The 22,768-nt window shown below is 63.6% G+C and carries 23 protein-coding genes; 13 read left to right on the top strand and 10 right to left on the bottom strand.

All coding sequences use genetic code 11. From position 1 onward, the window contains the following. Positions 1-177: 177 nt before the first annotated feature. Positions 178-2,013: a class I poly(R)-hydroxyalkanoic acid synthase gene (gene phaC, locus EN869_RS17480; protein WP_127227165.1), complete on the bottom strand. Its 1,836-nt coding sequence runs from the start codon at positions 2,011-2,013 to the stop codon at positions 178-180. A 151-nt stretch (positions 2,014-2,164) separates the two neighbouring features. Between phaC and EN869_RS17475 the strand changes: the two genes are divergently transcribed. From EN869_RS17475 to recJ, 5 genes are all read left to right on the top strand, one after another. Then, positions 2,165-2,518 carry a hypothetical protein gene (locus tag EN869_RS17475; protein ID WP_245489341.1) on the top strand — a complete coding sequence of 118 codons (354 nt, stop codon included), beginning with the start codon at positions 2,165-2,167 and terminating at the stop codon, positions 2,516-2,518. 41 nt (positions 2,519-2,559) lie between these two features. Then, the gene (locus tag EN869_RS17470) at positions 2,560-3,777 is read left to right on the top strand and encodes an LL-diaminopimelate aminotransferase (RefSeq protein ID WP_127227166.1); all 1,218 of its coding nucleotides are present in this window, start codon (positions 2,560-2,562) and stop codon (positions 3,775-3,777) included. 42 nt (positions 3,778-3,819) lie between these two features. After that, a complete protein-coding gene (locus EN869_RS17465) occupies positions 3,820-5,133 on the top strand; it encodes a homoserine dehydrogenase (protein WP_127227167.1) in 1,314 nt (437 codons plus the stop codon). A gap of 216 nt (positions 5,134-5,349) precedes the next feature. After that, positions 5,350-6,321: a class II fructose-bisphosphatase gene (gene glpX / locus EN869_RS17460; protein ID WP_127227168.1), complete on the top strand. Its 972-nt coding sequence runs from the start codon at positions 5,350-5,352 to the stop codon at positions 6,319-6,321. Between the two features lie 125 nt (positions 6,322-6,446). Continuing rightward, positions 6,447-8,231, top strand: a complete 1,785-nt coding sequence (recJ, locus tag EN869_RS17455; protein WP_127227169.1) for a single-stranded-DNA-specific exonuclease RecJ — start codon at positions 6,447-6,449, stop codon at positions 8,229-8,231. Positions 8,232-8,240: 9 nt separating this feature from the next. Here recJ and EN869_RS17450 read toward each other — a convergent pair whose 3' ends face one another. From EN869_RS17450 to folE, 3 genes are all read right to left on the bottom strand, one after another. Beyond that, complete coding sequence (locus tag EN869_RS17450) at positions 8,241-9,206, bottom strand: patatin family protein (RefSeq protein ID WP_127227170.1); 966 nt, start codon at positions 9,204-9,206, stop codon at positions 8,241-8,243. Positions 9,207-9,290: 84 nt separating this feature from the next. After that, a complete protein-coding gene (gene hisI, locus EN869_RS17445; protein ID WP_127227171.1) occupies positions 9,291-9,749 on the bottom strand; it encodes a phosphoribosyl-AMP cyclohydrolase in 459 nt (152 codons plus the stop codon). A gap of 38 nt (positions 9,750-9,787) precedes the next feature. Beyond that, complete coding sequence (gene folE, locus EN869_RS17440; protein ID WP_127227172.1) at positions 9,788-10,420, bottom strand: GTP cyclohydrolase I FolE; 633 nt, start codon at positions 10,418-10,420, stop codon at positions 9,788-9,790. A gap of 236 nt (positions 10,421-10,656) precedes the next feature. Here folE and EN869_RS17435 point away from each other — a divergent pair, with 236 nt between their 5' ends. After that, positions 10,657-11,103: an iron-sulfur cluster assembly scaffold protein gene (locus tag EN869_RS17435; RefSeq protein ID WP_127227173.1), complete on the top strand. Its 447-nt coding sequence runs from the start codon at positions 10,657-10,659 to the stop codon at positions 11,101-11,103. A gap of 9 nt (positions 11,104-11,112) precedes the next feature. Here EN869_RS17435 and EN869_RS17430 read toward each other — a convergent pair whose 3' ends face one another. Then, positions 11,113-12,018 (bottom strand): LysR substrate-binding domain-containing protein, encoded by a 906-nt coding sequence (locus EN869_RS17430; RefSeq protein WP_127227174.1) that lies wholly within the window; start codon positions 12,016-12,018, stop codon positions 11,113-11,115. Between the two features lie 315 nt (positions 12,019-12,333). On the opposite strand from EN869_RS17430, the gene yidD reads away from it, so the two are divergent. The 3 genes from yidD (at position 12,334) to blaOXA (ending at position 13,921) form a co-directional block, all read left to right on the top strand. Further along, positions 12,334-12,708 carry a membrane protein insertion efficiency factor YidD gene (gene yidD, locus EN869_RS17425; protein WP_127227255.1) on the top strand — a complete coding sequence of 125 codons (375 nt, stop codon included), beginning with the start codon at positions 12,334-12,336 and terminating at the stop codon, positions 12,706-12,708. A gap of 74 nt (positions 12,709-12,782) precedes the next feature. Beyond that, positions 12,783-12,986 carry a hypothetical protein gene (locus EN869_RS17420; RefSeq protein ID WP_127394944.1) on the top strand — a complete coding sequence of 68 codons (204 nt, stop codon included), beginning with the start codon at positions 12,783-12,785 and terminating at the stop codon, positions 12,984-12,986. A 122-nt stretch (positions 12,987-13,108) separates the two neighbouring features. Beyond that, positions 13,109-13,921, top strand: coding sequence for a class D beta-lactamase (gene blaOXA, locus EN869_RS17415; protein ID WP_127227176.1), 813 nt, complete (start codon positions 13,109-13,111; stop codon positions 13,919-13,921). A 6-nt stretch (positions 13,922-13,927) separates the two neighbouring features. On the opposite strand, the gene EN869_RS17410 is transcribed toward blaOXA, so the two are convergent. After that, entirely contained in the window at positions 13,928-14,770 is an 843-nt protein-coding gene (locus EN869_RS17410) for an SAM-dependent methyltransferase (RefSeq protein WP_245489342.1), read from the bottom strand. Between the two features lie 219 nt (positions 14,771-14,989). Between EN869_RS17410 and thrS the strand changes: the two genes are divergently transcribed. Beyond that, entirely contained in the window at positions 14,990-16,963 is a 1,974-nt protein-coding gene (gene thrS / locus EN869_RS17405; RefSeq protein ID WP_127227177.1) for a threonine--tRNA ligase, read from the top strand. An 82-nt stretch (positions 16,964-17,045) separates the two neighbouring features. Further along, the gene (locus EN869_RS17400) at positions 17,046-17,987 is read left to right on the top strand and encodes a 1-acyl-sn-glycerol-3-phosphate acyltransferase (RefSeq protein ID WP_127227178.1); all 942 of its coding nucleotides are present in this window, start codon (positions 17,046-17,048) and stop codon (positions 17,985-17,987) included. Between the two features lie 114 nt (positions 17,988-18,101). Here EN869_RS17400 and EN869_RS17395 read toward each other — a convergent pair whose 3' ends face one another. Continuing rightward, positions 18,102-19,067 carry a hypothetical protein gene (locus EN869_RS17395; protein ID WP_127227179.1) on the bottom strand — a complete coding sequence of 322 codons (966 nt, stop codon included), beginning with the start codon at positions 19,065-19,067 and terminating at the stop codon, positions 18,102-18,104. A gap of 170 nt (positions 19,068-19,237) precedes the next feature. Between EN869_RS17395 and EN869_RS17390 the strand changes: the two genes are divergently transcribed. Continuing rightward, positions 19,238-19,822, top strand: coding sequence for a nitroreductase (locus tag EN869_RS17390; RefSeq protein WP_127227180.1), 585 nt, complete (start codon positions 19,238-19,240; stop codon positions 19,820-19,822). On the opposite strand, the gene EN869_RS17385 is transcribed toward EN869_RS17390, so the two are convergent. After that, positions 19,819-20,556: a TetR/AcrR family transcriptional regulator gene (locus tag EN869_RS17385; RefSeq protein WP_127227181.1), complete on the bottom strand. Its 738-nt coding sequence runs from the start codon at positions 20,554-20,556 to the stop codon at positions 19,819-19,821. The two genes, EN869_RS17390 and EN869_RS17385, sit on opposite strands and share 4 nt — an antisense overlap. Positions 20,557-20,689: 133 nt before the next feature. Here EN869_RS17385 and EN869_RS17380 point away from each other — a divergent pair, with 133 nt between their 5' ends. Further along, positions 20,690-21,364, top strand: coding sequence for an isoprenylcysteine carboxylmethyltransferase family protein (locus tag EN869_RS17380; RefSeq protein ID WP_127227182.1), 675 nt, complete (start codon positions 20,690-20,692; stop codon positions 21,362-21,364). 6 nt (positions 21,365-21,370) lie between these two features. On the opposite strand, the gene EN869_RS17375 is transcribed toward EN869_RS17380, so the two are convergent. Both EN869_RS17375 and EN869_RS17370 read right to left on the bottom strand, forming a co-directional pair. After that, entirely contained in the window at positions 21,371-22,252 is an 882-nt protein-coding gene (locus EN869_RS17375) for a CoA ester lyase (RefSeq protein ID WP_127227183.1), read from the bottom strand. Further along, positions 22,252-22,704: a MaoC family dehydratase gene (locus EN869_RS17370; RefSeq protein WP_127227184.1), complete on the bottom strand. Its 453-nt coding sequence runs from the start codon at positions 22,702-22,704 to the stop codon at positions 22,252-22,254. The genes EN869_RS17375 and EN869_RS17370 overlap by 1 nt, the downstream gene beginning before the upstream one ends. Positions 22,705-22,768 lie beyond the last annotated feature (64 nt).

Raw genomic sequence — 22,768 nt, 5'->3', positions numbered from 1 at the left:
ACTCCAGAACCGCGTCGCGATAACCCTCCTGTTCCCAACCGGAAACGGGATATGTGTCGAATCTGCAAGCCTCGGAATTATTCTGCGTCGGAAGGTGATTTGAGGCCGCTAAAACGATTGACGCCACCATTTCGCGCTGTTTTGGCGGCCCGTCAACTCACCAGACATTACAGTTCGTTACACACGCACCTTGACATAGGTGCCCGGCGCATCTCCCAAGGTTTTCATACGCTTGCCGGGCTTGCGGGCAGGTACGCGGATGTCGTCTTGCTTCTCGATCCAGTGCTGCCAGTGCGTCCACCAGGAGCCCGGATGCTCGTGCGCCGCGGCAAGCCAGGCATTGAAGTCGCCCACCGGCTTGCCGCCGGTCCAGTACTGATATTTCTTGGCCGCGGGCGGGTTGACGACGCCGGCGATGTGGCCGGAACCCGCCATCACGTACTCGACGTCGCCGCCGAAGAACTGCGATCCCAGAAACACCGACAGCGCCGGCGCGATGTGGTCCTCTTTCGTGGCCAGGTTGTAGACCGGGATGGTGATGTCTGCCAGCGAGACGGTGCGACCGGCAAGTTCCATCACGCCGCGCGAGAGATTGTTCTCGAGATAGCAGTTGCGCAGATAGAAGGAGTGGTTGGCCGCCGCCATGCGCGTGGAATCGGAGTTCCAGTAGAGCAGGTCGAAGGGCAGGGGCTCCTTGCCACGCATGTAGTTGTTGACGACATAGGGCCAGATCAGATCGCCCGAGCGCAGCATGTTGAAGGCGGTCGCCATCTTGGTGCCTTCGAGATAGCCTTTTTCGCTCATCGAGCGCTCGACGGCGGCAACCTGATCCTCGTCGACGAAGACTTTGAGGTCGCCGGCATAGGTGAAGTCGACCTGCGTGGTGAAGAAGGTGGCCGATTTGATGCGGTGGTCGCCTTCTTGTGCCAATAGCGCCAGCGCGGCAGCCAGCAGCGTGCCGCCGACGCAGTAGCCGATGGCGTTGACGCCGCTCTCGCCGGTCGCCTTTTCGACCGTGTCCAGGCCATATTGCAGGCCCTCGCGGATATAGGCCTCCCAGCCCTTGGCGCCGTGGCGTTCGTCCGGGTTGATCCAGGAGATGACGAAGACTGTGTGGCCCTGCTCGATCGCCCAGCGGATGAAGGATTTTTGCGGGTTGAGGTCGAGGATATAGTATTTGTTGATCCAAGGGGGGCAGATCAACAGCGGCCGCTTCAGCACCGTTTCCGTCACGGGATCATATTGGATGATCTCGGCGACATCGCTGCGACCGACGACCTTGCCGGGCGTGGTAGCGATGTTCTTGCCGATTTCGAAGGGCGTGTAGTCCGCCTGGCGCAGCTTCAGGTCGCCCTTGCCGGCGGCGATGTCCTCGGCCAGCATCTTCATGCCGCGCACCAGGTTCTCGCCGTTCGAGGCGACCGTTTCGCGGAACAGCTCCGGATTGGTCAGGATGAAGTTCGACGGCGCGATCGCGTTGGACACCTGCTTGACGTAGAAGCTCGCCTTGTGGCGGGTGTGCTCGTCCAGGCCCTCGGCATGCTCGACAAGCTCGTTCGCCCAGCGCGAGGTGACGAGATAGGCCTGTTTCAGGAAGTCGAAGAAGGCATTGCGGCCCCATTCCGGATCCTGGAAGCGCTTGTCGCCCCGCTCCGGCTTGACCGCATCGTCGGCGGCTTCGGCGTTGGGCGTCACCTTCTGGATGGCGTTCGCCCAGACGGTCATATAGCCGGCAAACAGCCGCGTCTGCGCTTCGAGCGCGCGTTGCGGGTCGCCCAGCCAGTACTCCGAGAGCTTGGAGAAGGTCTTGACCATGTCGACGACGGGCTCGGCGACATGATCGCGCACCTCGCCCTTCTCGCGCGGCTCGGCCCAGGCGGAAGCCGCCTTGCCTGCCTGCTCGACCATGCGCGCCATGTTCAAGGCGAAGCGCTCGGGGTCCTTCACCAGATATTGCTCGATGGCCGAAGGTCCGCCATTTTCCGCTTTGTCCGAATCGTCAGGTTTGGACATGGTTCGCGGGGTTCCTCCCGGAGCGTTTTCTTGACATATTACCATGGGACATCTGACCGGGTCCAATTCGCTGTAACCCGGCTGCCAGGAAAACAATATGACGATTAATGTTGGCGGGACTTTTTTTCTCAGGCCGGGTTCGATTTGCCGCATGGCGGTCGTCGCTGGACTGGTCGGCGTGCTTTTGCCTGCCGGCGGCTGCACCAGTACCGGAACGAACAATGCGGCGCCGACGGCCCTGACCGAAGGCCCGAAGGACACCGGCTCCTATCCGAACCTCAACATCCCGCCGCAGGTGGCCGCCAAGCAACTCACCAAGGAAGAGACCGCCGCTAATCTCGCGCAGCTCAAGGCCGAGGAGCAGGCGCAGCTTTCCAAGGGCAAAGGCGTCAAGCCGCCGGCGAATTCAGCGGCGCTCAGCACCCTGGCCAAGACGCATGGCGGCGACACGCTGAAGCAGATCGAGGGCAAATGCGACCCCGCCCTCGACCCTAACTGCAATTAGGTTTATATCGCGCGCCGAAACTCTGATGGTCTGGAACTGAAATGGAAGAATTTCACAAGGTCCGCCGGCTTCCGCCCTATGTCTTCGAGCAGGTCAACCGGCTGAAGGCCAGCGCCCGTTCGCGCGGCGCCGACATCATCGACCTTGGCATGGGCAATCCGGACCTGCCGACGCCGAAGGCCATCGTCGACAAATTGTGCGAAGTGGTGCGCGATCCGCGCACGCATCGCTATTCGTCCTCGCGCGGCATTCCAGGCCTGCGCCGCGCCCAGGCGAGTTACTATCAGCGCCGCTTCGGCGTGAAGCTCAATCCCGACACGCAGGTGGTGGCGACGCTTGGCTCGAAGGAAGGCTTCGCCAACATGGCGCAGGCGATCACCGCGCCCGGCGACGTCATCCTCTGCCCCAACCCGACCTATCCGATCCATGCCTTCGGCTTCATCATGTCGGGCGGCGTCATCCGCTCGCTGCAGGTCGAGCCCGATGACGGCTTCATCCCGGCGGTCGAGCGCGGCATCCGTCACTCGATCCCGAAGCCGCTGGCGCTGATCCTCAACTATCCGTCGAACCCGACGGCGCTCGTCGCTTCGCTCGACTTCTACAAGGATGTGGTCGCCTTCGCGAAGAAGAACGACATCATCATCCTGTCGGATCTAGCTTATTCGGAAATCTATTTCGACGGCAATCCGCCGCCTTCGGTGCTGCAGGTGCCGGGCGCGATGGATGTCTGTGTCGAGTTCACCTCGATGTCGAAGACCTTCTCCATGCCCGGCTGGCGCATGGGTTTTGCCGTCGGCAACGAGCGGCTGATCGCGGCGCTGACTCGCGTGAAGTCCTATCTCGACTACGGCGCGTTCACGCCGATCCAGGTGGCGGCCGCGCATGCGCTCAACGGCGACGGCGCCGACATCGCCGAGGTGCGCGAGGTCTACCACAAGCGCCGCGATGTGATGGTCGATTCCTTCAGCCGCGCCGGCTGGACCATTCCAGCGCCGGCGGCCTCGATGTTCGCCTGGGCGCCGATCCCCGAACAGTTCCGGCATCTCGGCTCCCTCGAATTCTCCAAGCTGCTGATCGAGCATGCCGATGTCGCGGTGGCGCCGGGCGTCGGCTTCGGCGAGCATGGCGACGACTATGTGCGCGTGGCGCTGGTCGAAAACGAGCACCGCATCCGCCAGGCGGCGCGCAACATCAAGAAGTTCCTCGCGACCACCGCCAAGCAGCCCAACAATGTGGTGCCGCTCGCCGCGCGCCGCTGAATTTGCCTGACATTTATTGAGTTTGAGGGGGCGTCGCCGGACATGGCTGAAGCGTTGCGTGTTGGAATTGCCGGCCTCGGCACGGTTGGCGCCTCGGTGGCGCGCGTGCTGCGCGACAAGGCGGCCGAGCTCACCCGCCAGTGCGGTCGCGACATCGTCGTGACGGCCGTCTCCGCCCGCGATGCGAAGCGCGACCGCGGCATCGATCTCAGCGCCGCGACATGGTTCGACGATCCGGTGAAGCTGGCTGAAAAGGCCGACATCGATGTCTTCGTCGAGTTGATCGGCGGCGACGAGGGGCCCGCGCGGCAGTCGGTGAAGGCGGCGCTGGAGGCCGGGCGGCATGTCGTCACCGCCAACAAGGCGCTGCTTGCCAAGCATGGCGTGGCGCTTGCCGAGATCGCCGAGAAGAAGGGCGTGCTGCTCAACTACGAAGCGGCGGTGGCCGGCGGCATCCCGGTCATCAAGACGATGCGCGAGGCGATGGCCGGCAACGCGGTGACGCGCGTCTTTGGCATCCTCAACGGCACCTGCAACTACATCCTGACCCGCATGGAGGCCGAAGGCATTTGCTTCGACGCCTGCCTCAAGGACGCGCAGCGGCTGGGCTATGCCGAGGCCGATCCGACCTTCGACATCGAAGGCCACGACACGGCGCACAAATTGTCGATCCTGACCAGCCTGGCCTTCGGCACCAGGATCGCCGCCAACGACATCTATATGGAAGGCATCTCCAACATCACCCAGGCCGACATCCGCGCGGCCGCCGATCTCGGTTACCGCATCAAGCTGCTCGGCGTCGCGCAGCGCACCGACAGCGGCATCGAGCAGCGCGTCCATCCGACGATGGTGCCGACGGCCTCGGTCATCGCGCAGGTGCATGGCGTCACCAACGCGGTGGCGATCGAGACCGACATTCTGGGCGAGCTTCTGCTTTCGGGCCCTGGTGCCGGCGGCAACGCGACCGCCTCGGCCGTGATCGGCGACATTGCCGATATCGCCAAGAGCCGGCCCGGCTTCCAGCATGCTCCGGTGTTCGGCTGGCCGGCGAAGGAGTTGAAGCCTTATAAGAAAGCGCAGATGCGCAGCCATGCCGGCGGCTACTTCATCCGGCTTACCGTGCATGACCGCACCGGTGTCTTCGCGGCCATCGCCAAGCGCATGGCCGACAACGACATCTCGCTGGAATCGATCGTCCAGCAGGCGGTCGGCGCGGAAATGCAGGCGCAAAAGACGGTTATCCTCGTCACCCACGAAACGACGGAAGCGGCGGTGCGCAAGGCCGTGGAAGGCATCACCAAGGACGGTCATCTGACCGACAAGCCGCAGGTGATCCGCATCGAACGGGCGGAATAGAGCTAGTCGCAATCCGTCTTTAATCGATTGATTTTGCTGTCCTTTCAGAAAGTGGCACAGCCGGTCTTGCCGTTGTCATGGAGCTTTGCCAGAAGAGGCGCGCCTCTGGCGGGAGGCGGAGCAATTTCGGTACTCAGGAGTTCTGGAATTGCTCGAAACAACAATTAGAGCGGTTCGGACCTGAACTGCTCTCATGACAACGAGGAATGCCCATCCATGAACATCGCCCAGAACATCGCGGCCGGTCTCGACCGGATCCTCACCATGGAAGTCGTGCGCGTGACCGAACGCGCGGCTGTGGCGGCCGCCAGGCTGCGTGGGCGCGGCGATGAGAAGGCCGCCGACCAGGTGGCGGTCGACGCGATGCGCCAGGAGCTCAATCGCCTCGCCATCAAAGGCACGGTTGTGATCGGGGAGGGCGAGCGCGACGAGGCGCCGATGCTCTATATCGGCGAGGAGGTCGGCACCGGCACAGGCCCGGCCGTCGACATCGCGCTCGACCCGCTCGAAGGCACGACGATCTGCGCCAAGAACCTGCCCAACGCGCTGGCCGTCATCGCCATTGCCGAGAAGGGCAGCCTGCTGTTCGCGCCCGACGTCTATATGGACAAGATCGCGATCGGTCCCGGCTATCCGGAAGGGCTGATCGATATCGACGCCTCGCCGGCGGAAAACCTCGCCAACCTGGCCAAGGCCAAGGGCGTGGCCGTCTCCGACATCACCGCCTGCATCCTCGACCGGCCGCGTCACGCCAAGCTGATCGATGCGGTGCGCGCCACGGGCGCGGCGATCCGACTGATCGGCGACGGCGATGTCGCCGGTGTCATCCACACCACCGATCCGGACGAGACCGGCATCGACATCTATCTCGGCACCGGCGGCGCGCCTGAAGGCGTGCTGGCCGCGGCCGCACTTCGCTGCACCGGCGGGCAGATGCTGGGCCGGCTGATCCTCGATACACCCGAGAAGGTGGCGCGGGCTGAGAAGATGGGCATTTCCGACCCGAAGCGCGTCTATCGCGCGCAGGACATGGCGCGCGGCGACGTGCTGTTCGCGGCGACCGGCGTCACCGACGGCAATCTGCTCGACGGGGTGAAGTTCGGCCGCACCTTCATCACCACCCACACCATAGTGCTGCGCTCATCCTCGCGCACGGTGCGCGAGATCAAGGCGCGCCACCGCGCTTGAACGCATCGCGCGCCGTCCAGAGAAAACCGTTCCACACTTTTCCCCGGATTGCGTGGGTTCCCGGAATTGCTCCGGCCGCCGCGTGTTGATATCTGCGCAGTCATGATGTGCAGACGGCGCGTCGCATGACGGGCGAGAAACGGTTCTTCCTCGATGTCAGGCAATCGGCGACCGGTGTTTCCTGGGAACACCGGCTGACCGAGCGGCAGGACATGGCCGCTTTGGCCATCGCGCAGGGCCACGGCGTGCCGGACGTCGTGGCCCGGGTGCTTGCCGGGCGCGGCGTGACCGCTGAGCAGACCGAGCGCTTCCTCGACCCGACCATCCGCGACCTTTTGCCAAATCCGGCATCGCTGACCGATATGGAGAAGGCGGCAGTGCGGCTGGCGGACGCGATCATCGCCGGCGAGAAAGTGGCGATCTTCGGCGACTATGATGTCGACGGCGCCGCCTCGTCGGCGCTCGTCAAGCGCTTTCTCACGCATTTTTCGGTGCCATCGGAAATCTACATCCCGGACCGCATCTTCGAAGGCTACGGACCCAATCCGGAGGCGATGCGCGAGCTGATCTCGCGCGGCGCGAAGCTGATCGTCACGGTCGACTGCGGCACCAACAGCGCGACCTCGATCGAGGCGGCCAAGCAGGCGGGCGCCGACGTCGTGGTGCTCGACCATCACCAGGTCGGCGGGCCGCTTCCGGCGGCCGACGCGCTGGTCAATCCCAATCGCGAGGACGACTTGTCAGGGCAAAGCCACCTTTGCGCCGCCGGCGCTGTCTTCCTGTGCCTGGTGCAGACGGCGAAGGTGCTGCGCGAAAGGCTGCCGAACGCCGCGCCACCGGATCTGCTTTCGCTGCTCGATCTCGTCGCGCTGGCGACGGTCTGCGACGTGGTGCCGCTCACCGGCGTCAACCGGGCCTTCGTGGTCAAGGGATTGCAGGTGGCGCGTCAGCAGAAGAATGAGGGGCTGGCGGCGCTGGCGCGGGTCTCGCGCATCGGCGAACCGATCAACACCTTCCACCTCTCCTTCCTGATTGGACCGCGCATCAATGCCGGCGGCCGCATCGGCGATGCCGCGCTCGGCAGCCGGCTTTTGGCCACCGACGATCCCGTCGAGGCGGCAAGCATCGCCGAGACGCTCGACCGGCTGAACCAGGAACGGCAGCAGATGGAACAGGAGATGCTGGCGCAGGCGCGCGCCGAAGCCGACGCGGAACTTGCCGGCGGCAATGGTCCGGCCATCATCGTGACCGCCAGCAACAGCTGGCATCCCGGCATCGTCGGGCTGATCGCTTCGCGGCTCAAGGATTATGCGCGCCGGCCGGCCTTTGCCATCGCCTTCAATTCGACCGGCATCGGCACCGGCTCCGGGCGTTCGGTGACCGGCTTCGATCTCGGCCGGCTGGTGCGCGAGGCGGCCGAAGCCGGGCTGATCGTCAAGGGCGGCGGCCATGCGATGGCCGCCGGCATCACCGTCGAACGCGCGAAACTCGGCGATCTGCGCGCCTTTTTCGAGGAGCGCGCCGCGGCCGATGTCTTCCGGCTGCAGAACGAGGAAAGCCTGGCGATCGACGGGGCCTTGGCCGCCGAGGGCGCCACCATCGCGCTGCTCGACGCGCTCGAGAAAGCGGGGCCGTTCGGCGCCGGGCATATCGCGCCGGTGTTCGTGCTGCCGCGCCACCGGCTGACCGACGCGCGGGCGATCGGCACCAATCACATCCGCGTCGACCTGCAATCGCAAAGCGGCGGCAACATCCAGGCGATCGCCTTCCGTGCCGTCGACACGGCGCTTGGCGAGTTCCTGTTCAAAAACAGGGGCAGGACCGTGCATATCGCCGGCTCGCTGTCGGGCAATTACTGGAACGGAAACCGCACGGTGCAATTTCGTATCAGCGATGCGGCCTTAGCGTAACGACGGAATTCAGACCAGAACGGACTGCAGGCGGGTCAGTTCGTTGATCTGCGACTTCGTCGCCTGGTAACCAATGCTGATCGCCTCGTCGGCGCGGTGGAATTCCGTCAGGCCGATATGGCTGAGCTTCGGCTGCAGCGACATGTCCGGCGGGTCTCCGGCGAGGCGGGCGCGCGAAATACGGTCCTGGATGATGTTGAAGGCCTCGACCATGACGCCGGTGATGCCAAGGCGGCTCTGGTGCGACTGGGAATTGACCTGGCCGGGGCGCGGCGCATCGTTCTCGACGACCAGCTCGCCGGCGCTGTGCTTGATGACGGCGGCGCGTCCGAACAGGTCGTAATGCAGGTTGACGGCCACGACCAGCGGCTGCTCATAGGCGCGGCAGACCGAGACCGGCACCGGATTGACCAGCGCGCCGTCGACCAACACGCGGCCGTTGCAGGCCACCGGCTCGAAGACGCCGGGCAGCGCATAGGACGCGCGCATGGCGGTGACAAGCGAGCCGCTCGACAGCCAGATCTCGTGGCCGGTGCGGATTTCGGAAGCGACGGCGACGAAGGGCTTCGACAGGTCATCGAAGCGGGCGCCGTCGAGATGCTCGCGCAGGCGCTGGTCGAGCTTCATGCCGCCGAATAGCCCGCTGCCGCGCAGATTGAGATCGAGAAGGCCGAAGATGCGCCGCTTGGTCAGGCTCCTGGCGAACTCCTCCAGCTCGTCGAGCTTGCCGGCCAGGTAGCAGCCGCCGACCAGGGCGCCGACCGATGTGCCGGCGATCATCGACACTTCGATGCCGGCTTCGTCAAGCGCGCGAAGCACGCCGATATGGGCCCAGCCGCGCGCACAGCCGCCGCCGAGCGCCAACGAGATGCCTGTCTTCATCGGTGGTTTCGGACCGGGCGCGCCGCCGGACGAGGAGGGACCGTTGGCCTCCCGAACGTCAGGTTTGCTGCGCAATGACGCCCATTCGAGCATCACGATCTCCCTTGTCCCATATCCCTTCTACCAAAAGGATATTTGAGAATAGTGAATCTGAGTGGTTTGTGAATATTGAATGGTTCACACCGGCTTCCGATACGTCTTTTCCGCATCGAACAGCGGCTTGCTGCCATCGTCGGCAAGCGTCGCCTTGCCGTCGTTGAATCCCACCGTCCGATAAAAGCAGGAACGCCGACCGGTGTGACAAGTTGCGTCGTGGCCCAACACTTTGACGCGCAACCATATCGCGTCTTGGTCACAATCCGTGCGCATCTCGACGACGTGCTGGAAATTGCCCGACGTCTCGCCTTTCTTCCACAGCGCGCTGCGCGAGCGCGACCAGTAATGGGCGATGCCGGTTTCAAGCGTCAGCGCCAGCGCCTCGGCATTCATATGCGCGACCATCAAAAGCATGCCGTCCGCGGCATCCGTCACGACGACGGTGACGAGGCCCGCAGCGTCGAAGCGCGGAGAAAGGACGGAGCCTTCCTCCAGCGCTTTTTTGTCTGACGGAGCTTGTGGAAATTGCAGTGCCGACATCGCCGGTCCTTATATGTTTGGCCGGCGACGGTCGGTCATCAGCCGCCGGCGCGCACCATGGTGACGAAGCGGACCTGCTCCTCGGGCGCGTCCTTGAAGACGCCGGTGAACGTCGAGGTCAGGGTCGTCGAATCCTGCTTGCGGATGCCGCGCATGGCCATGCACATATGCTCGGCCTCGAGCATGACGGCGACGCCGCGCGGGTTGAGCACGTCCTGAATGACGCCGGCGATCTGCGCGGTCATTGCCTCCTGCGTCTGCAGACGGTGCGCGAAGATGTCGACGACGCGCGCGATCTTGGACAGGCCGACGACCTTGCCGTCCGGCAGATAGCCGACGTGCGCCTTGCCGATAATCGGCACCATGTGGTGCTCGCAGTGGGAATGAAATTTTATGTTCCTGACGATAACGAGATCGTCATAGCCCGCAACTTCCTCGAAGGTGCGGCCGAGCTCGTCGGCCGCGCACATGTCATAGCCGTTGAACATTTCGCGGAAGGCCTTGGTGACACGCTTGGGCGTGTCGATCAGGCCTTCGCGGTCCGGATTGTCGCCGGTCCAGCGCAGCAGCGTGCGCACGGCAGCCTCGACCTCGGCCTCGGTCGGCCGGTCGGTGACCGGCTTTTCCATATATTCGGATGGGGGCATGATTTTCTTGATGACGGCATCCATAAAGGCGTCTCCCGTAGTCCCACTCAAAGGTGGAACGAGTTGAACGGACCACGACCTTTTGGGTGAAAATCGCCCATTTCCATCCCGCAAGCGGCGTGAACATGTGGGCAGGGACAATGGCTTGTCATCGCCTTGTCGATGCCCGACTGCCACCATTATATATGGTTCTGGCGGAGCGAAAGGAAGACGCGAGAGCGGCAAAGCCTGTTCGCTCGGCGGCGACGGATTGGAAAAATATGATCGACGACGTCTACAATGCGAAAATTCTCGGCTTCGCCGGAAACATCGGGCGGATCGGCCGGCTTGATGATGCCGACGCGACGGCCAGGGCGCATTCCAAATTGTGCGGCTCGACCGTTACCGTCGACCTCAAGATGGACGGCGATGTGGTCACCGATTTCGCGCATGACGTGAAGGCCTGCGCGCTCGGCCAGGCCTCGTCCTCGATCATGGCCCAGCATGTGGTGGGCGCCAGGGCCGACGAGTTGCGTGCCGTGCGCGAGACCATGCTGAAGATGCTGAAGGAGAACGGCGCGCCGCCGGAAGGTCGCTTCGCCGACCTCAAATATCTGGAGCCGGTGCGCGACTACAAGGCGCGCCATGCCTCGACCATGCTGACCTTCGACGCGGTGGTTGACGCGATCGGCCAGATCGAGAGGAAACGCGCCGGACAGGCGGCGTAGGGAGGGCGCTCAGGCCGCTTCCCTTTTCGCAGCGAATTCGCTTCGGATCCAGTCGGCGAACGCCCTGGCGGGTTCCGGCAAATCTTTCAGGCTCCTTGCCACCAACCAGTAAGCGCCCGATGCGACATCGATATCGAACGGCTTGATCAAGGTTCCCGATGTGAGGTCCTCACCGACCTGCAGCAGGTCGCCGAGCGCCACGCCATGGCCGAGCAGCGCTGCCTGCTTCGAAAGCGAGATGTCGGCCAGCATCGGGCCACGCGCGGGGACAGCGTCGGCGGGAACGCCGGCCGCCTGGAACCAGCGTGCCCAACCCTGGCGATTTTCCTCGTGCAGCAGCGTGTAATGGCGAAGGTCGATCGGCTCTTCCAGGGAAGGGCCCGACGCCAGCAGCCTCGGCGACAGAACCGGTGAATCGACGGTCGAAGCCAGACGCTCGGCCTCTGTGCGCGGCCATGACGTGGCGTGCGCGCTGAAGCGCAAGGCGAGTTCGGGCTGATCGCTGCGGAACTCGATCGGACGGGCATCAACTTCGAGGGATACGTCGATGTCGGGCCGCAACTGGCGAAAGCGATTGAGCCGCGGCACCAGCCACACGGCGGCCAGCGAGGGTTCGACGCTGACGCGGACCACCGATTGCGCCGGCGACGCCACTAGCTCCGAAAGCACCCGGTCGATGTCGTCGAAGCTTCTGACCAATTGGTCGAGCAGCCGCTGCCCTGCATCCGTCAGCTCGACGCGGCGGTGCAGGCGCAGAAATAGCGGTTGGCGCAGGAAGGTTTCGAGCTCGCGAATCTGCCGGCTGATCGCGGCCTGCGAAACGTAAAGCTCCTCCGCCGCCCCGCTGAAGCTCAAATGCCGCCCGGCCGTCTCGAAGCTCCTGAGCGCCGTCAGCGGCAGCCGTCCTCGCTTCATTTCGCATAACCTCAAGTTATCCGACGTGGAAATTATACTCGTTTGAGGAGGAAGGCCAGCGGCAGTCTAATCGGTGCTCAAAGGAGCTACTGCCATGAACGAGCTTCTGGCCATTCTGAACGACGTCATGCGGATCGCGACATTCCAGTGGCATGGGATGCGGAGCCGCCACCATGAGCGTTGCGATCTTCCTTCTCACCACGCCCAGTGGAGCGACAGGCATCCTGTTCGGCGCTCAAGGCCTTGAGAGCAACAGCATTGCGTTTCGGCGTCGAAGCCCACATCTATCGCGCAGTGAAGACAGGCTGCGGAGAGATGGGCGACCATCACGATCATACGCACGGCGCTCGGCCGATCCAGCGCGGGCGCAACTGGGCGGGGCCCTGGCGCAAGACACCCGGGCGCGTGCTCGGCACATCGTTCGTGCGCCTCTATCAGCTGACGCTTTCCGGCTTTGTCGGCAACAGCTGCCGGCATCTGCCGACCTGTTCCGAATATGCGCATGAGGCGATCGCCCGCCATGGCCTGTGGGCCGGCGGCTGGATGGGACTGTTCCGGATCCTGCGCTGCGGGCCGTTCGGAACGCATGGCATCGACCGCGTGCCGGAGACGCTCGCCCAGCGCTATGTCTGGTTCATGCCCTGGCGCTACTGGCAAATCGGCAAGAAGCGCGGCGAAGCCAACGGCTGAAGCTCGTCCGGAAACGGGTGGCTGCGCCTGCTGGCCGAAGCGACACTGGAACCTCCAAAAGACGAGGTCGTCCCGTGATGTCGCTGTTCCTGGCCTTTCACGTCCATGCCGCCAAGCGGGGCGATGGATTGCTGCCCGAATTCCTCGGAATAATGCCTCGGCCGCGCGATGTGCCGAAAGCCGCGAATGAAGATCCGGTTCGCTGCGAGGGGCCTATAGGCGCTTCAAAGTCCGATCCGCAGCAGCGCAAGACCGTTCGCAGGCCAGTGATCCTCTAGGCCGAATTTACGATCTGTTAGGGTTAACGCGAAGCTGCACAAACACTGCGAATTTGAGACAAAATCGAGACAAGACGCCTCGCTAAGCCGCTCCCGCAATCTCATACCGGAGTGACTTCGCCATGCGCCAGATGGACCGCTATCCCTTCATTTTTGCCATCGTCCTTTTCCTGCTGGCCTGGATGCTGGGCCTGCCGGTGCGGGCGCAGTCGGCGCCGCTCGGCGACATCCATTGCACGCTGATCCAGGATCAGCAAAGCGGCGAGACGCTCTATCAGGATGGCGTCTGCGACAAGCGCGTCAGCCCGGCCTCGACGTTCAAGGTGACCCTGGCGCTGATCGGCTACGATTCCGGAATCCTGAGCGACGCGCACACGCCGAGCTGGGATTACAAGCAGGAATTCAAGGCGGCAAAGCGCGACCAGAAAACCGTCGATCCGACGATCTGGGAACGCGATTCCATCGTCTGGTATTCGCGCGAGATCACGCGGCGGCTCGGCGCCGAAAAATTTGCCGGGTATGTTTCGAAACTCGGCTATGGCAACAAGGATGTCTCCGGCGATGCCGGCAAGAACAATGGCCTCACGCAATCCTGGATCAATTCCTCGCTCGAAATATCCCCGGTCGAGCAGACGGCGTTCCTGCGCCAGCTGCTCGCCAGCAAGGTGCCGGTGTCGGCGAAGGCGCATGAGATGACCAAGGCGATCCTCCCGACCTTCACGGCAGGGGACTGGACGGTGCAGGGCAAGACGGGCAGCACGAGACTCGGCCACGATGGCAGGCGCTCGCTCGGCTGGTTCGTCGGTTGGGCCGAGAAGAACGGCCGAAAGATCGTCTTTGCCAGGCTGGTCGTGGACACGAAACGCACCGACACGCCGAAGGGGCTCGCGACGCGGGCAAGCTTCCTCAAAGACTTGCCGCAACTGGTGAAATAGTTTTTCTCAAACGCTGCGGCGGGCTCGTAGCAGGTGCCCGCCGGAATTGCGGCGGCCGGTTTCGGGAGTCCTGGCAAAACGGGCGGCGACATCGCCACTATCGAGATCCTCGATATCATCGAAGCCGAGCTCGGCGAGCGACTTCGCCAGCTCATCGGGAACAAAGAAACTGATCCAGGGCTCGCCGATCGCGGCGACGCGCGTTGCATAGAAGGCAAGTGTCGTCCGGCCCGCGGCGTCACGATTCCCGGCCGGCTCGCTGTAGTCGAAGACGACTTCCGAGCCGGCGACGCCGGCAATGTAGCCAAGCGTGGCAAAAATCGCTTCGCGCGTCAGGTAGGGCACCACTCCCAGCCAGATGAAGAAGCTCGGCTCATCCGGCTTCAGGCCCGCCGCCGCCAGTTCTCCGGCCAGGCTCTGGCGTTCGAAATTGACCGGCACGAAGGTGACGCCGGCCGGCTCGGCAAGACCGGCCTCGGCGAGGCGTTGGCGCTTCCAGGCCTGCGTCGCCGGATGATCGACCTCGAACACCGCGAGGCCTGGATATGGATTGCGCAGCGAGAAGGTGTCGAGGCCGGCGCCGAGCACCACGACCTGTCGGAGACCACGCCGAACGGCCGCCGCCAACCAGTCCTCGGCGAGGCGGGCGCGCGCTGCCACGAACAGGCGCATGCGACGCCCATGCTCGTCTTCCTCCGAGAGTTCCCCGGCGCCTGGCGCGGCCTCGCCCAGAATCGCGAGCGCATAGGGATCGCGAAACAGCGCTGCCTGCGGCGAGAATTGATGAAGGGCTCGCAAGCGCGCGACGCGCAGGGCCGTTCGGCTGGGTGAGGCGTCTTCCATGCTCATATACAAGCCGCGTCACGCGGCGTTCACAAGCCGGTGCGAAGCGCCTGCGACATCGCTGGCGACATTTCCTGACGGCTGCTCTTTACCTGGCGCGGCACTGCCTCTAAAACCGCGCCGCTTGCCGGACGCCTCCGGCTAACCCTCTGCATGCGGCAACGCATCCTGCGACATGCATTTCACCACCCGCGCTCGTTTGCGGGACTGGATAGGAGAACCATGATGCCAAATTCCGTTTCCCTGACGTTTCCCGATGGCTCGGTCCGTGACTACGATGCGGCGATGACCGGTGCGGCCCTTGCCGAGTCGATCTCCAAGTCGTTGGCCAAGAAGGCCGTGGCCTACAGCCTCGACGGCACCCTTCGCGATCTTTCCGATCCGCTCGGCAAGTCTGGCAAGGTCGAGATCATCACCCGCGAGGATCCGCGCGCGCTCGAGCTTATCCGCCACGACACGGCGCATGTGCTGGCCGAGGCCGTGCAGGAGCTGTGGCCGGGAACGCAGGTGACCATCGGGCCGGTGATCGAGAACGGGTTCTATTACGACTTCGCCAGGAACGAGCCGTTCACACCGGACGATTTTCCGGTGATCGAGAAGAAGATGCGCGAGATCATCCAGCGCAACAAGCCGTTCACCAAGGAAGTCTGGTCGCGCGAGAAGGCGAAGAAGGTCTTCGCCGAAAAGGGCGAGCGCTACAAGCTCGAGCTGATCGACGCCATTCCCGAGGATCAGGACCTCAAGATCTACGCGCAAGGCGACTGGTTCGATCTCTGCCGCGGTCCGCATATGGCTTCGACCGGGCAAATCGGCAATGCCTTCAAGCTGATGAAGGTGGCGGGCGCCTACTGGCGCGGCGACTCGAACAATCCGATGCTGACGCGCATCTACGGTACCGCGTGGGCGGACCAGGCGCAGCTCGATGCCTACCAGACGCTGTTGGAGGAGGCCGAGAAGCGCGACCACCGCAAGCTCGGCCGCGAGATGGACCTGTTCCATTTCCAGGAAGAAGGCCCGGGCGTCGTCTTCTGGCACGCCAAGGGCTGGAAGATGGTGCAGAACCTGATAAACTACATGCGCCGCCGCCTGGACGAGCATGGCTATCAGGAAGTCAACGCGCCGCAGGTTCTGGACAAGAGCCTGTGGGAGACGTCGGGACACTGGGGCTGGTACCGCGACGCGATGTTCAAGGTGACCGTTGCCGGCGACGATACCGACGACGACCGCGTCTTCGCGCTGAAGCCGATGAACTGTCCAGGCCATGTGCAGATCTTCAAGCATGGGTTGAAATCTTACCGAGAACTGCCCGTGAAACTTGCGGAGTTCGGCAATGTGCATCGCTACGAGCCATCCGGCGCGCTGCACGGGCTGATGCGCGTGCGCGGCTTCACGCAGGACGACGCGCATATCTTCTGCACCGAGGAGCAGCTCGCCGCCGAGTGTCTGCGCATCAACGATCTGATCCTGTCGACCTATGCCGATTTCGGCTTCGACGAGGTCAGCGTGAAGCTGTCGACGCGGCCGGACAAGCGCGTCGGCACCGACGAGGCGTGGGACCATGCCGAGGCGATCATGAGCAATGTGCTGGATACGATCCGCACGCGCTCCGGCAACCGCATCAAGACCTCGATCAATCCGGGCGAGGGCGCTTTCTACGGACCGAAATTCGAATATGTGCTGAAGGACGCCATCGGCCGCGAATGGCAGTGCGGCACCACGCAGGTCGACTTCAACCTGCCGGAGCGCTTCGGCGCCTTCTATATCGGCTCGGATTCGGAAAAGAAGCAGCCGGTGATGGTGCATCGCGCCGTGTGCGGCTCGATGGAGCGCTTCCTCGGCATCCTAATCGAGAACTATTCCGGCCATTTCCCGCTGTGGTTCGCGCCGCTGCAGGTGGTGGTGGCGACGATCACCTCGGATGCGGATGAATACGCCCTGAAAGTCGTCGAGCGGCTGAAGGCCGCGGGGCTGCTCGCCGAAGCCGACCTTCGCAACGAAAAGATCAACTACAAGGTGCGCGAGCATTCGCTCGCCAAGGTTCCGGTCATCCTCGTCTGCGGCAAGCGCGAGGCCGAGGAGGAAACCGTCAATGTCCGCCGGCTGGGCTCCCGCGACCAGGAATCGCTGAAGCTCGAGGATGCTGTGAAGCAGCTTTCCGACGAGGCGGTCTCGCCCGACCGCAAGCGTCGCGCGGCCTGAGGACTAGCACGAGTCAGAGGGCGGTGGCGTGGTCCACCGCCATTTTCACACGCCTGTCACGCCAGCCTTGTAACCAGCCGCCATGCTCAAGCTGAAACTGCGGGAACGACGTTTTCCCGAGCTTTCCTACGCCAACCCGGATCAGCCGAGGCTGACGCGGTGGTTCATCCATTCCGTCGAAGGCCTGTCGGGCCGCGACCGCTATGCGGTGCTCTATGACTTTTGGCGCCGCCAGGTGGTGCCGACCGGCGATCGCGTGTTCAGCCGCATGTTGGAATTGATCGACGTCAAGGTCCGCAACGCCGTTCAGTGGCCGCCGGCAGCCCTGCCGGAGACGCCGCTGGTCATCATTGCCAATCACCCCTTCGGCATCGGCGACGGCATTGCGGTGCTGTCGCTTGTCGAGCAACTGGGCCGCCCGTTTCGCGTCATGATCCACAAGGACCTGCTCAGGATCCGCGAGATGGAGCCTTATTCGTTGCCTGTCGATTTTTCCGAGACGAAGGAAGCGCTGAAGAACAACATGGCGATGCGCCACGAGGCGGTGCGGCTGCTGAAGGAAGGCGTCACCATAGTGATCTTCCCCGCAGGTGGTGTGGCCACCGCGCCCAAGGTCTTCGGTCGTGCCATCGACCTGCCATGGAAGATGTTCCCGGCAAAGCTGGTGCAAGAGGCCAAGGCCTCTGTCATCCCGATGCACTTTTCCGGCCAGAACGGCCGGCTGTTCCACCTCGTCAGCGGCCCGATGAACATGGCCGAGCGCGATAACCGCGTGGCCAAATTTATCGGCAGGACATCGCTGACGCTGCGCCTTTCCTTGCTTATCCGCGAGTTCGCCCGCCTGTCGGGCAAGGCGATCGAGGTGCGCGTCGGCGACGTGCTGAGATGGAGCGACCTGGAGCCACTGCGCGACCGCAAGGCGCTGCTCGATCGGCTCTACCGCTCGGTTTTCGACCTGGCGACGCCGAGGGCGCAGCGTGGCCGCGTGCCTTTCCTGCCGAAGCGGATGCGCAAGGCAGCTTGACTGTAAGGTCGTCTAGAGCGTTTCACCGTTTCATGGAAACGGCGAACCGCTCTATCTCTTTGTTTTGACGCAATTCCGGACGGAAAACCGTGTCACACTTTTCCTGGCTTTGCTCTAGTCCGCGCCTTCCTCCGGATCGATGGCCGAAGACTCATTGGCCACGACCTCGATCTCCTGGTTCTGGCCGGCGACGACCGTGAAATCCTTCTGGTAGATGCGGTCGCGGTTCTTGGCGATGATGGTGTACTGCCCTTCCGCAAGCACCATCGATGCGAAGGCGCCGACGGCTTCCTTGATCGGGTCGCCGCTCTCGTTGAGCAGCGACCAGGACGTATCGGCGATGGCTTCGCCGCCGGGCTCGCGCACCAGCTTCATCGTCATCTCGGCGGCGCGATGTTCGACTGTCGCCTCCGTCAGCTTGCCGGCCTCGACCCGGATGTCGGAGCGGATCACGGCGTTGACCGCGCCATAGGTCGAGACGACATGATAGGTGCCGGCATTCAGACGAACCACCGTGTTCGGCGCGACGTCGGGGGCGATCAGCGCGCGGTCGCCATTGGCAGCGGGATGGTCTTCATAGATCGAGAAGCGCAGCTTCTTCGACTGGATGGGAGCGCCGCCCGATGTCACCGCGTCGAGCTTCAAGCCGCCGGCGTCGAGCACCAGGCTTTCGCGCTTGGCGTCCTTGCCGACGGTGATACGCTTGGTAGCGCCGGCGCGCCCATAAGAGGCGTGGACGAGATAGCTGCCGGGGTCGAGCTGGAACACGGCCGTGCCGCCATGGGCGGATGCCACCATCGGCAGCTTGCCGTCGCTGGACGGTTGAGGCTTGAAAACCCGCCAGACAATACCGCGGGTGATGTCGGCGCCCTTGTCGGTCAATTGCGCCGACAACGTGATGGCGCCGCCATTGCCGAGCGCCAGCGGCGCTCCTGTCTTCGGCTTCGCATAGCTCGAAATGCCTGGAAGCTTGAGGTCGCCGACATCGTTGGCGTTTTGAGCCAACGCGAAGGAAACCGGCACCGCGAACAACGCGGCGACCAGCGCGATCACGAAAAGGCGCAGTGTCCCCTCAAACATGCCTTGCGTTGAAGCCCAAGCCGGTGGCAATTTCAAGGCCTAGAAGCGCGTCGCGTTGCGCGGCGGCTTCTTATCCGGCGTAAAACGCCATCGCCCGAGCCGCCCGACCTCCCGATGGCGTGCTTCAGCTCAAAATTGAATGCTATCGAATGCTTAGGAGACTTGCGCCAATGGCGTCGCCGATCATCGACTTCCTGCTCACCCGCAATTCCGCGCCGATCCCCGATCTCAAGGAGCCGGCGCCGAGCGATGCCGAGATCGCGACGATGATCGCGGCGGCCTCGCGCGTTCCCGACCACGGCCGGCTCGAGCCCTGGCGTTTTATCCTTTATCGCGGTGAGGCGCGTATCGAGATCGGCAAGAAGCTGGCGGCCCTTGCCGAACAGCGCGAGGGGCCGCTGCCGGAGGGGCGACGCAACCAGGAACTGGCGCGCTTCTCGCGCGCGCCGCTGGTGATCGGCGTCGTGTCGGTGCCGCGGGAGAGCCCGAAGATCCCGCAATGGGAGATGTTCCTGTCGGGCGGCATGGCGGCCATGAACCTGATGATCGCGGCCAACGCGCTGGGCTATGGCACCAATATGATCAGCAACTGGTATTCCGACGTGCCGGAGGGCAGGGCGATCCTGGGGCTGTCACCGCAAGAGCGAGTCATCGGCTTCGTCCATATCGGCTCCTATCAGGGGCCTGCGCCGGAGCGGCCGAGGCCCGATTCGGCGAAGCTCTATGCCGACTATGCCGGTCCTTGGGCTGATTAGGACCTCTTGCGGATTTTCGAAGGAACGGCAGCGGTAGGGCCGGCGCGACGGGCGGTCATGACGGCGCGCACATAGCCCGGCTCGCCGATCCGGATGCTGCCGTCGGGAAGGCCGAGGATGCGGTCGAGCGCGATCTCGTAGAGCCTCACGCGCTTCTCCAGGGCCTCTATGGCCGTGTCCATATCCGCATCGCTGCCACCGACAATGGCTTTGGCGACAACGTCATGCGTGGCCATGCCGAACTGCATGACGATGTCGGCGACGCCTTCCGGATCGAAGGTGTGGAATGTTCCGTCCGCCACGCCTTGCCTGATGATTTCAACCAGCAAAGGCGAAAACGCCGCGCTGGCCGCCAGGTTGATGCGGTGGAACAGCACCAGGTTTTCCGGCCGGAACATCGTCTCGAACAGCGCCCAGGCTTCCGCCGCGGTCTCGACCCTGGCCTGCCGTGACTTCGCGAGCAGGGCGTTGAGGCGTCCAAGCGGATCGAGCGCCGGATCGCCGAGCACATCCTGAACGCCGGCCAGCGCCTGCCTGGCGAAACGCTCCGCCAATGCCTCCAGCAGGGCCTCCTTGGAGGCGAAATAGTGGTAGAAGGCGCCCTTCGAGACGCCGGCGGCGGCGATGACGTCGTTGAGGCTCGCTCTGTCGTAGCCATGCGTCAGGAACAGCGCCTGGGCATGGTTCAGCAGCTCTTCTCGCCTGAGCTCCGGGTGCTTGATGATACGTGGCATAACGAAACCTTGTGCACGCGGCGACCGTTCCCGTCCAGATGCCCGAGGCTATTGCGCTTGAGAATAGACCGATGGTTGGTATAATAGACCACTGGTCGGATCCGACCATTAGGGGCGGCACGGAAGGTTGGTAATGATATCGAGATTGGTTTTCCAGACATTCATCTGGTTCGGCGTCATGGGCGCGCTGATGTTTCTATCGGCCGGCACGCTGCGGTGGACCGGAGCCTGGGTGTACATAGTCGTGATGGTCGGGCTGAGCCTTACCATGGGCGTAGCGCTGGCCCGGCGCGATCCAGGCCTGATGAATGAACGCCTCAGCCCGCCGATCCAGAAGACCCAGACCGCGGCCGACAAGATAGTGCTGAGCATATTGCTCACCGGTATCTTCGCCTGGCTGGTCCTGATGGGGCTCGACTTCCGTTTCGGCTGGTCGGCAGCTCCCGTCTGGGTGCAGGCGATCGGCATCCTGGTGCTGCTCGTCGGCATCTGGATCTGCTATCTCACGATGCTGGAAAACAGCTTCGCGGCGCCTGTCGTGAAGATCCAGGACGAGCGTGGGCAGAAGGTGATCACCACCGGTCCATATGGCTATGTCCGCCACCCGATGTATGCCGGCGCCATACTCTATTTCGCCGGCACGGCGCTGCTGCTTGGCTCCTGGTGGGGGCTGGCATCCGTGCTTGTCTTCATCGTCCTGCTCGCCATCCGCACCTTCATCGAGGAAAAGACCTTGCGGACCGGCCTGCGGGGCTATGACGACTACGCCGCGCGTGTCCGTTACAAACTGATCCCGATGGTCTGGTAGAGCGGGTCAGGCAGAAGCCTTGACCGCCTTGGCACGGGCCAACAGCCGCTCGGCCAGCCGCAGATGCGGCCGGTCATACATCTTGCCGCCGATGCCGACGACGCCCGGGTTTCCCGCCGCCGCGAAGGCGTCGACGATCGCCTGCGATCGCTCGATGGCTTCGGTGGATGGTGTGAAGGCGGCGTTGATGACCTGCACCTGCGCTGGATGGATCGCCATCTTGCCGGTGAAGCCGTCCCGCTCGGCCTCGCGGCATTCTTTCTCGAAGGCGGCCATATCGCGGAAATCGGGAAAGACGGTGTCGATGGCTGCGACTTCGGCCTCGCCAGCAGCCAGAATGGTCATGGTGCGCGCCAGGCGAAACACGTCGGTGTAGCGGCCGTTATCGTCACGGGCCGAGCGCGCGCCGATGGCCGCCGACAAATCCTCCGCCCCCCAGGTCAGGCCGGTGAGCCGCGCGCTTGCGCCGGCATAGCTTGCCGCCGCCAGCACGCCTGCGGCGGTCTCGGTGATGATCGGCAGGATTCTGATGCCGCCGTCCGGCAGCCCGTTCTCGGCTTCGTGCACCCGAAGCTTCGCCGCCAGTTGCTGGACGTCCTGCCCGCTGTTCGACTTCGGCAGCATGATGCCGTCGGGCTTTGCTGGGACAAGCGCTGCGAGATCATCGTTGGTGAGGGCGGTGGAAAGGTCGTTGACCCGCACATAGATGATCGAACCTGTCCGGTGCTTTTGGCTCGAGATGAAATCAGCTGCGGTCGCGCGCGCCGCTACCTTGTTGGCAGCCGCTACGGAATCCTCGAGATCGACGATGACCACGTCGGCGCCGGCTCCGAAGCCTTTTTCCAGCTTCCGCTCGGAATCACCGGGCACGAACAGCAGCGAGCGCATCAGGCAGCCTTCTTCAGCATCATCGCCTGCCTGGTGCATTTGGCGACAAGAACGTCATTTTGATTGTAGGCGCGATGCTCGAACTCGACGATGCCGCGATCGGGTTTCGACTTGGACTCGCGCACGGAGACCACGGTTGTCTCGACCCGGATGGTGTCGCCGTGAAAGACGGGATGCGGGAAGATGGTTTCCTTCATCCCCAGATTGGCGACCGTTGTGCCGACGGTGATGTCGTTCACCGAAATGCCGATCATCAGGCCAAGCGTAAACAGCGAATTGACCAGGGGCTTGCCCCATTCGGTTTTCGCGGCGAAGTCGAAATCGATGTGCAAGGGCTGCGGGTTGAGCGTCATCACCGAAAACAGCATGTTGTCGCTTTCGGTCACGGTCTTGCGCAGTGTGTGGCGAAAGACATGGCCGACGACAAACTCTTCCAGATAAAGCCCGGCCATGGTCGATCTCCTCCAATGTCCTGCTTGATAGGCGCTGGTTGCCGCGCCATCAAGCCGGTTAAGA

Origin of the sequence: Mesorhizobium sp. M2D.F.Ca.ET.226.01.1.1, from assembly GCF_004022705.2 — a bacterium.
Taxonomy (GTDB): Bacteria; Pseudomonadota; Alphaproteobacteria; order Rhizobiales; family Rhizobiaceae; genus Mesorhizobium.
The sequence above is the reverse complement of the archived record's forward strand: the minus strand, read 5'-3'. Positions and strand labels throughout refer to the sequence as shown.

What these genes read in the sequence shown, in the direction of transcription:
- phaC (WP_127227165.1), bottom strand. Translation starts at nt 2,013, where the DNA reads ATGTCCAAACCTGACGATTCGGACAAAGCGGAAAATGGCGGACCTTCG.
- EN869_RS17475 (WP_245489341.1), top strand. Translation starts at nt 2,165, where the DNA reads ATGGCGGTCGTCGCTGGACTGGTCGGCGTGCTTTTGCCTGCCGGCGGC.
- EN869_RS17470 (WP_127227166.1), top strand. Translation starts at nt 2,560, where the DNA reads ATGGAAGAATTTCACAAGGTCCGCCGGCTTCCGCCCTATGTCTTCGAG.
- EN869_RS17465 (WP_127227167.1), top strand. Translation starts at nt 3,820, where the DNA reads ATGGCTGAAGCGTTGCGTGTTGGAATTGCCGGCCTCGGCACGGTTGGC.
- glpX (WP_127227168.1), top strand. Translation starts at nt 5,350, where the DNA reads ATGAACATCGCCCAGAACATCGCGGCCGGTCTCGACCGGATCCTCACC.
- recJ (WP_127227169.1), top strand. Translation starts at nt 6,447, where the DNA reads ATGACGGGCGAGAAACGGTTCTTCCTCGATGTCAGGCAATCGGCGACC.
- EN869_RS17450 (WP_127227170.1), bottom strand. Translation starts at nt 9,206, where the DNA reads ATGCTCGAATGGGCGTCATTGCGCAGCAAACCTGACGTTCGGGAGGCC.
- hisI (WP_127227171.1), bottom strand. Translation starts at nt 9,749, where the DNA reads ATGTCGGCACTGCAATTTCCACAAGCTCCGTCAGACAAAAAAGCGCTG.
- folE (WP_127227172.1), bottom strand. Translation starts at nt 10,420, where the DNA reads ATGGATGCCGTCATCAAGAAAATCATGCCCCCATCCGAATATATGGAA.
- EN869_RS17435 (WP_127227173.1), top strand. Translation starts at nt 10,657, where the DNA reads ATGATCGACGACGTCTACAATGCGAAAATTCTCGGCTTCGCCGGAAAC.
- EN869_RS17430 (WP_127227174.1), bottom strand. Translation starts at nt 12,018, where the DNA reads ATGAAGCGAGGACGGCTGCCGCTGACGGCGCTCAGGAGCTTCGAGACG.
- yidD (WP_127227255.1), top strand. Translation starts at nt 12,334, where the DNA reads ATGGGCGACCATCACGATCATACGCACGGCGCTCGGCCGATCCAGCGC.
- blaOXA (WP_127227176.1), top strand. Translation starts at nt 13,109, where the DNA reads ATGCGCCAGATGGACCGCTATCCCTTCATTTTTGCCATCGTCCTTTTC.
- EN869_RS17410 (WP_245489342.1), bottom strand. Translation starts at nt 14,770, where the DNA reads ATGAGCATGGAAGACGCCTCACCCAGCCGAACGGCCCTGCGCGTCGCG.
- thrS (WP_127227177.1), top strand. Translation starts at nt 14,990, where the DNA reads ATGCCAAATTCCGTTTCCCTGACGTTTCCCGATGGCTCGGTCCGTGAC.
- EN869_RS17400 (WP_127227178.1), top strand. Translation starts at nt 17,046, where the DNA reads ATGCTCAAGCTGAAACTGCGGGAACGACGTTTTCCCGAGCTTTCCTAC.
- EN869_RS17395 (WP_127227179.1), bottom strand. Translation starts at nt 19,067, where the DNA reads ATGTTTGAGGGGACACTGCGCCTTTTCGTGATCGCGCTGGTCGCCGCG.
- EN869_RS17390 (WP_127227180.1), top strand. Translation starts at nt 19,238, where the DNA reads ATGGCGTCGCCGATCATCGACTTCCTGCTCACCCGCAATTCCGCGCCG.
- EN869_RS17385 (WP_127227181.1), bottom strand. Translation starts at nt 20,556, where the DNA reads ATGCCACGTATCATCAAGCACCCGGAGCTCAGGCGAGAAGAGCTGCTG.
- EN869_RS17380 (WP_127227182.1), top strand. Translation starts at nt 20,690, where the DNA reads ATGATATCGAGATTGGTTTTCCAGACATTCATCTGGTTCGGCGTCATG.
- EN869_RS17375 (WP_127227183.1), bottom strand. Translation starts at nt 22,252, where the DNA reads ATGCGCTCGCTGCTGTTCGTGCCCGGTGATTCCGAGCGGAAGCTGGAA.
- EN869_RS17370 (WP_127227184.1), bottom strand. Translation starts at nt 22,704, where the DNA reads ATGGCCGGGCTTTATCTGGAAGAGTTTGTCGTCGGCCATGTCTTTCGC.